The organism is Micromonospora sp. NPDC004336, assembly GCF_053602615.1.
In genome coordinates this window covers 1-6,667 of record NZ_JBSGDY010000249.1, presented here as the reverse complement: position 1 = coordinate 6,667, position 6,667 = coordinate 1, and the positions used below count along the sequence as shown (strand labels likewise).

General features: G+C 74.3%; 7 protein-coding genes and 3 pseudogenes. 5 read left to right on the top strand and 5 right to left on the bottom strand.

The window, feature by feature from the left end; translation table 11 throughout:
* The 4 genes and pseudogenes from ACWENR_RS28880 to ACWENR_RS28865 form a co-directional block, all read left to right on the top strand.
* Positions 1–115: pseudogene (locus ACWENR_RS28880) on the top strand (hypothetical protein); the annotation flags it as partial.
* Positions 112–1,038, top strand: a pseudogene (locus tag ACWENR_RS28875) (class I SAM-dependent methyltransferase); the annotation flags it as partial. The pseudogenes ACWENR_RS28880 and ACWENR_RS28875, both read left to right, overlap by 4 nt.
* Complete coding sequence (locus ACWENR_RS28870) at positions 1,035–1,790, top strand: cytidylyltransferase domain-containing protein (RefSeq protein WP_452280108.1); 756 nt, start codon at positions 1,035–1,037, stop codon at positions 1,788–1,790. The pseudogene ACWENR_RS28875 and the gene ACWENR_RS28870, both read left to right, overlap by 4 nt.
* Complete coding sequence (locus ACWENR_RS28865; RefSeq protein ID WP_452280109.1) at positions 1,787–2,839, top strand: PseG/SpsG family protein; 1,053 nt, start codon at positions 1,787–1,789, stop codon at positions 2,837–2,839. Before ACWENR_RS28870 ends, ACWENR_RS28865 begins: the two co-directional genes overlap by 4 nt.
* A 10-nt stretch (positions 2,840–2,849) precedes the next feature.
* On the opposite strand, the gene ACWENR_RS28860 is transcribed toward ACWENR_RS28865, so the two are convergent.
* Genes ACWENR_RS28860 through ACWENR_RS28850 form a run of 3 tightly spaced genes read right to left on the bottom strand, consistent with a single transcriptional unit; the run spans position 2,850 to position 3,561 of the window.
* Complete coding sequence (locus ACWENR_RS28860; protein ID WP_452280107.1) at positions 2,850–3,023, bottom strand: hypothetical protein; 174 nt, start codon at positions 3,021–3,023, stop codon at positions 2,850–2,852.
* Positions 3,020–3,238: a hypothetical protein gene (locus tag ACWENR_RS28855; protein WP_452280106.1), complete on the bottom strand. Its 219-nt coding sequence runs from the start codon at positions 3,236–3,238 to the stop codon at positions 3,020–3,022. The genes ACWENR_RS28860 and ACWENR_RS28855 overlap by 4 nt, the downstream gene beginning before the upstream one ends.
* Positions 3,235–3,561 carry a hypothetical protein gene (locus ACWENR_RS28850; protein ID WP_452280105.1) on the bottom strand — a complete coding sequence of 109 codons (327 nt, stop codon included), beginning with the start codon at positions 3,559–3,561 and terminating at the stop codon, positions 3,235–3,237. Before ACWENR_RS28850 ends, ACWENR_RS28855 begins: the two co-directional genes overlap by 4 nt.
* A gap of 147 nt (positions 3,562–3,708) precedes the next feature.
* Between ACWENR_RS28850 and ACWENR_RS28845 the strand changes: the two genes are divergently transcribed.
* Entirely contained in the window at positions 3,709–5,130 is a 1,422-nt protein-coding gene (locus ACWENR_RS28845; RefSeq protein WP_452280104.1) for a helix-turn-helix domain-containing protein, read from the top strand.
* Here ACWENR_RS28845 and ACWENR_RS28840 read toward each other — a convergent pair whose 3' ends face one another.
* Both ACWENR_RS28840 and ACWENR_RS28835 read right to left on the bottom strand, forming a co-directional pair.
* Positions 5,131–5,697: an NUDIX hydrolase gene (locus ACWENR_RS28840; protein ID WP_452280103.1), complete on the bottom strand. Its 567-nt coding sequence runs from the start codon at positions 5,695–5,697 to the stop codon at positions 5,131–5,133.
* A gap of 65 nt (positions 5,698–5,762) precedes the next feature.
* A pseudogene (locus ACWENR_RS28835) lies at positions 5,763–6,667 on the bottom strand (hypothetical protein); the annotation flags it as partial.

Genomic DNA, 6,667 nt, shown 5'->3' with positions numbered 1-6,667 from the left:
GCAGGACTGGGGCGACGCGGGCCCGCTACTGCTGGGCTCGGTCAAGTCGAACATGGGTCACGCGCAGGCCGCCGCCGGCGTGGCCGGCGTGATCAGGATGGTGGCGAGCGTCCGCCCGGCGCCGGCGTGGTCGAGGTGGTCGACGGCCCCGACGGCTGGCGGTGGCGGGCCGGGACGCCGGAGGTACGCGGCGGGGCGGCGGCGCCGTTCGCCAGCCGGCTGGCCGCGTACCGGGACCCGGGGGCACTCGCCGGGCCGGTGCCGCGGGGCCGGCTGCTGCGCACCCTGCTGCTCGACGGCTGCCTGCGGCGGGACACCGACACGCTGCGCCGGCTGCTGCGCGGGTACGCCCGCTGGCTCGCCGGGCAGGTCGACGCCGACGGCCGGCTCGCCGGCCCGCACGGGCTGGCCAGCGTGGACAACGTCGTCGTGGCCGGGGACGCCTACGCCGTGCTCGACCCGAGCTGGCGGGCCGCCGAACCGCTCGCCGTCGACGTGGTGCTCGCCCGGGGCCTGTGGCGCTTCGCGGCCGAGCTGCTCACCGGCGGGTACGCCCACCCGTGGACCTCCACCCTCGACGTGGCGGGCCTGACCGTGGTGCTCGGCGGGGTCGCCGGCCACGACCTGGACCGGCCGACCGTCGCCGCCGCCGTGGAGGCCGAGGCGGCGATCGCCGCCGCCCTGCACGGGCTGGACGCCGACGGGCGGGTCGCCCTCGCCACCGAGCTGCGCGCCGTCGAGCCCACCGACCCGCCCCGGGGCAGCCGCAGCTACCAGCAGCTACGGGAGGCGTGGCTGCGCCAGCGCGACGAGCTGACCCGGCTGGCCGCGCTGCTGAAGTGGACCGAGGAGCTGCTCACCTCCCGCGAGCGGGCGCTGCGCCGCGCCGACGCGACGATCAACCTGCTCAGCGGCTCGCTGAGCTACCGGGTGGGCCGGCTGGCCATCGCCCCGGCGCGGATCGCCAAGCGGGGCGCCCGGGCGGCGAGGCGGCGGGCCCGGCAGGCCCTCGCCCCGAAGCCGGAGGAGACCCGGTGACCGGCACACCGGCCGGCGCCGGCCACCGGATCGTCGGGGTGGTGCAGGCGCGGATGGGTTCGTCGCGGCTGCCCGGCAAGGTGCTGCGCCCGCTGGCCGGGCGCAGCGTCCTCGGGCGGGTGGTGCGGGCCGCGCGGGAGAGCGGCGTACTCGCCGACCTGGTGGTCGCCACCAGCACCGAGCCCGCCGACGACGCCGTGGTGGCCGAGTGCGACCGGCTGGGCGTGGCGTGGCACCGGGGCCCCGTCGACGACGTGCTCACCCGCTTCGTCGGCGCGCTGGACGCCCACCCCGGCGACGCGGTGATGCGCTTCACCGCCGACTGCCCGCTGCTCGACCCCGAGATCGTCGCGCTGGTCGCGGCGGTCTGGCGCGCGCTGCCCGGCCTCGACTACGCCAGCACGTCCATCGCCCGCACCCTCCCCCGGGGCCTGGACGTCGAAATCGTCCGGGCCGAGACGCTGCGGACGCTGGACCGGCTCGCCACCGACCACCACCGGGTGCACGTGACCTCGTACGCGTACTCCCGCCCGGAGCTGTTCCGGGTGCTCGGGGTGACGCTCACCCCGGACCGGTCGGACCTGCGGCTCACCCTCGACACCGAGGTGGACTGGACCCTGGTGCGGGCGGTGACCGACCATTTCGGGGACGTCAGCGTGCCGCTGGCCAGGCTCGCCGACTGGCTCGACGGGCAACCGGCGCTGCGCACCATCAACGCCGGCGTACGACAGAAGCGGCTGGAGGAGTCCTGAGCACCGTACGCGTCGGACTGCGCTGCGACGCCGGGCCACGGCGCGGCGTCGGCCACCTCGTCCGCTGCCTCGCCCTCGGCGAGGAGTTCCTCGCCCGGGGGGCCACGGTCGAGGTGTTCGGCACCGTCGAGCGGGTCGGCTGGGCGGGCGCGCAACTGGCCGCCCGCGGCATCCCGCTGCGCCCCGGCCCGCAGACCCCACGGGAGCTGGTCGAGACCGCGCGCCGGCACGCGCTGGACGTGGCGGTGCTCGACTCCTACGAGCTGGACCCGGCCGGGGCGGGCGCGCTGCGGGCGGCGGGCGTGCTGACCCTGGCCGTCGTCGACGGCGACACCCGGGGGCAGGACGCCGACCTCTACCTCGACCAGAACTTCGGCGCGTCGACCGCCGCGCCGGCCGGGCGGCTGCTCGCCGGCAGCGCGTACGCCCTGCTGCGGGACTCGGTGGTGGCCGCCCGGCCGGCGGCGCCCCGGCCCGCGACGGCGGTGGGGCGGCCCCGGGTGCTGGCGTTCTTCGGCGGCACCGACGCGGTCGGCGCGGCCCCGGTGCTGGCCCGGGTGCTGCTGGCCACCGGGCACCCGATGGACCTCACCGTCGTCGTCGGCCGCCCCGAGGTGGAGGCGGAACTGGCGGCCGTGCCGCCGGGGCGCGGGCAGTCGCTGCGCCCGGTGCCGCCCACCGACGAGCTGCCCGCGCTGATCGGCGCGGCAGACCTGGTGGTCAGCGCCGCCGGCACCTCGACCTGGGAACTGTGCTGCCTCGGCGCGCCGTCGGCCCTGGTCTGCGTGGTGGACAACCAGCGCGAGTCGTACCGCCGGGTGGTCGAGGCCGGCCTCGTCGCCGGCCTCGGCGAGCTGCCGGAGCTGGCCGCCCCCGGGATGCCGGGGCGGGCGGCGCGGGCCGCCGCCGCCCGCACCCTCACCGGGCTGCTCGCCTCCCCCGAACGCCGGGCCACCCTCGCCGCCCGCGCCTGGTCCACCGTGGACGGCCTGGGCCGCGGCCGGGTGGTCGACGCGGTGCTGGCCGCCCTCGCCGCCGCGCCGGCCTGACCCGCCGGGCTCAGACCAGGCGTCGGACACGCACCCGGGGCTGCTCGTTGCGCAGGTGGCCCAGCTTGTGCTGGCGGACCTGCTCGTCCCAGACCTCCTGGTCGTAGTCCGGGTCCGGCGGGATCCACTTGTGGGAGCCGTCGCTGTAGTGGAACTTCTCGTCGCCGGCCCGCAGGATGCTCACCGCAGCCAGCCCAGGAAGCGCCGGTGCAGCGTGCCGGCCGGTGCCCAGGTCAGATCCTCTGCGGCACGGACGAACTGCGCGCCCATGTGGAGCGCCAGCGACATCGGCGCGTCCGCGAACTCCGCCCGCAACTCCTGCCGGCGGGTCCGGCAGGGCCAGGGCGCGCCGCACCCGCCGCAGCTCCAGATCGGCAGCACCGGGCCGTGGGCGGTCATGGTGGACCCTTGAGCAAGGGTACGTAGTGCGCCCGCAATCCGATCCATTGTCGCCGCTCGGGGCAGGGGTGCGGTCGGCCGCACCGGCACAGGCCCAGCCCCACCTCGTCGTGACGGGTAAGGATCGCGTCGGCGGCATCGACCTGAGCCTGGGCGTACTCGATGAGGGCGCTCGCGCCATGGCGGGCGCCTGCGATCATTTCGTCGAGGGACTGTGGCTGCGGGTGCCGGCTCTTCCGCCATGCGCGGGACATGCGCCACATCCGCCCGCGACGGCAGCCGCAGGCCGGCTCGCTCGTGGGGTCTTCGGGGTCGAAGAACATGTCCGAGACGATCCCGATGACGCGGCCGGGCAGCCATGTCGGATGGCCATGTCACGGTGACATGAGCGGGACCAGTCTGCATGGACATCAGCTCTAAGCTCCAGGACAAGCACCGCGAGTAGCCATTCGATGACACTGGGGGCCGCTGTGTCACTCGATCACCTTCGAATTCCCGACGATCTCTGGGCGCGCGAGGACATCCGTATCGCCCTACAGGGCCGCGACATCGGCATCCTGTTCCGGCTCCTCGGCCGGCACACCGGGGCGAGCCAGACGCGTATCGGAGCCGCCGTCGGCCTGGAACAGGGCTACGTCAGTCGGATCATCGCCGGACGAAAGGTCACCTCCATTGATGTGCTGGAGCGGATCGCCGAGGGTTGCGGCATGCCCGACGAGGCTCGGATGGCGCTCGGCCTTGCGCCCCGCCAACGTTCATGTCACCGGGACATGGCCGTTCGCCCCAAGGGTCGAGAGAGTGACGTGCCGGTCAACCGGTCCTGGCGCGAGGACATCCGCGCCGCCATACAACTGTGGGAAGGCGACGTGAACCGTCGAGACATGCTCCGTCAGGCAGTTTTCAGCGCCGGCGGCTACACCCTTCCGGCCCTACGGTGGTTCACCGCCCCCACCCCACAACACGTCGCGCAGGACGGCCGACGAACGGTCGGTCGACCCGACATCGAGACCATCCAGGAGATGGCCACCACCTACCGGCGACTCGACAACCAATACGGCGGCGGCCACGCCCGCGACACCGTTGCCCGCTATCTCAAGCATGAGGTGACGCCCCTGGTGACCGAGGGCCGTTACGACCCGGCGACTGGCCGCAGACTGCTCGCCGCCGTCGTCGAACTGGCCCAACTCGCCGGCTGGCAGGCATACGACATGGCCGAACACGGCCTCGCCCAGCGCTACCTCACCCACGCTCTCGACCTCGCCCGGGCCACCGACAGCGTCGGCTTGGGTGCCGAGATCCTCGCCGCCATGAGCCACCAAGCAACCTACCTCGGCCACACCGCTGCCGGTGTTGACCTCGCCCGGGCCGCCCGACAGACGGCACACCGCGCAGGCCTCACCGTGCTGGCAGCCGAGGCACTGGTCATGGAGGCCCACGCCCACGCCACCCACCGCGACGAGCGCGCCTGCGCCAACGCACTGCACCAGGCAGAACAAGCCCTCGACCGAGCAGACCGCAGCAGCGATCCACAATGGCTCGGCTACTTCGACGAGGCGTACCTGTCCGCCAAGTTCGGCCACTGCTTCCACGCCCTCGGCCAACATCACCGAGCCGAACGTTTCGCCGCCCGCTCCCTGCGCATGGACGAGCGCTACGTACGTGGCAAAGCCTTCAACCTGGCCCTTCTCGCCTCTATCCACGCTCAACAGGGTGAGCCGGAACGCGCCAGCGCCATCGGAACCGAGGCCCTCATCCTGACCTCGCAGCTACGGTCGGCCCGGGCCGTGCGCTACCTGCGCGACCTGCAAACCCAGCTCACGACGCATCGTCGCCTGCCGGCGGTACGGCACTTCGTCACCCGCGTCGACGTGGTCCTTGGCCATCGTCGCTGATCACAGCTCACCCCGAGCTTTGCGCGCGACCAGCTCCAACACCGCCATCACCGTGCCGGCACCCACGATCTCACCCCGGGACACCAGATCCCGCGTCTCCTCCAACGGGATCCAGGCCACCCGCTCGGCCTCGTTGACATCCACCGGAGCGCCGACGTGCACCGCGTCGCGGGCCAGGAACAGCAGGTTCTCCGCGTCCGCCGTGGCCACCCACGGTTGGAACGACAGCAACGGTTCCACGGCAACCGGACGCCAACCGGTCTCCTCCTCGACCTCCCGGATCGCGCACGCCGCCGGCTGTTCACCCTCGTCGACATAGCCACCCGGCAACTCCCAGACCCACCGGTCGAACACGAACCGATGCCGGCGCATCAGCAGCAGACGCTCCTGCTCGTCGAGCACGGCGACCATCGCCGACCGGGGTGCCCGGATCACGTACTGCTCGAACCTGACGCCGTCCGGCAGTTCGACGTCGGCGATGCTCAACCGCGCCCGGCGGCTGCCGTCCACCACCCGCTCGCCGTGAATCGTCCACCGGGTCGACTCGTTAACCTGCTCCTCCGCCACCCGACCAGTATCCCGATCACCCGGCCCGCTGCACCGTCCTTCGTGGTCGGCACTGCCGTACGTCGTCAGGGCAGGAGTTCGAGGGTGACGCGGGGGCGCAGCTCGGGGCGTTCCGCGAGGAGCCGCGTGACGACCGCCGCCGCCTGCGGCCCGGTGGCGAGGAAGCGGATCGGCCGCCGCTCCCGTTCCACCAGCGCCGCCGAGCGGGCCGGCTCGGCCAGCGGCAGGTTGTAGAACGCGGGCGCGGAGTCGCCGTGGGTGCCCTGGAGGGTGGCGAGGAAGAGTGTCTCCAGGTAGCCCTCCCGCCGGTGCTCGCTGACGACGACGGTGACCGCGCCGGCGCGTACCGGCGCGTGGGCCAGCGCCCGCACGGTCACGTCGGCCTGCCGGGGCCGGTCCAGCAGCCCCGACCACCAGGCCGCCGCCCAGGTGGTGCTGCGGGCGCCGAACGGCTGGGCGAAGATCCCGCCGCCGCGCGCCAGGCCGGCCGCCCCGGCCGTCGCCGCCACCAGCGACAGCGCGACCAGCGAGCGGGCCACCGGGCCGGCCCGGCCCGGGTGCCGCCGGGCGCGCCACGGGACCGGCCGCAGCAGGAACACCGCGCCCACCCCCACGAAGAGGATCACCAGCAGCAGGTGCAGCGTCTTGCCGTAGTAGTAGCGCGGGTCGCTGCCCTGGAGGGTGAACCAGAGGTGGAAGCCGGCGGCGAAGGCCAGCGCCGCGCCCAGCGCGCCCGCGTACCGGCGCCACACCGGCAGCCGCAGCCCGCCGGCGAGCAGCCCCGCGCCGACCACGCCGGCCAGCGCCAGGTAGGCGTCGTAGCGGGGGAAGACGCCTCCGCCGGTGGCGGCGTTGTCGACCTGGTCGGTGAAGATCAACCCTGCCACGCTGGGCAGCGGCGTCAGCACGGCCGTGGCCAGCGCCACCGTCGCCGCCAGCCAGGGCCGCCGGCGCACGGCCCGCCGGCGCC

What these genes read in the sequence shown, in the direction of transcription:
- ACWENR_RS28855 (WP_452280106.1), bottom strand. Translation starts at nt 3,238, where the DNA reads ATGACCGCCCACGGCCCGGTGCTGCCGATCTGGAGCTGCGGCGGGTGC.
- ACWENR_RS28850 (WP_452280105.1), bottom strand. Translation starts at nt 3,561, where the DNA reads ATGTTCTTCGACCCCGAAGACCCCACGAGCGAGCCGGCCTGCGGCTGC.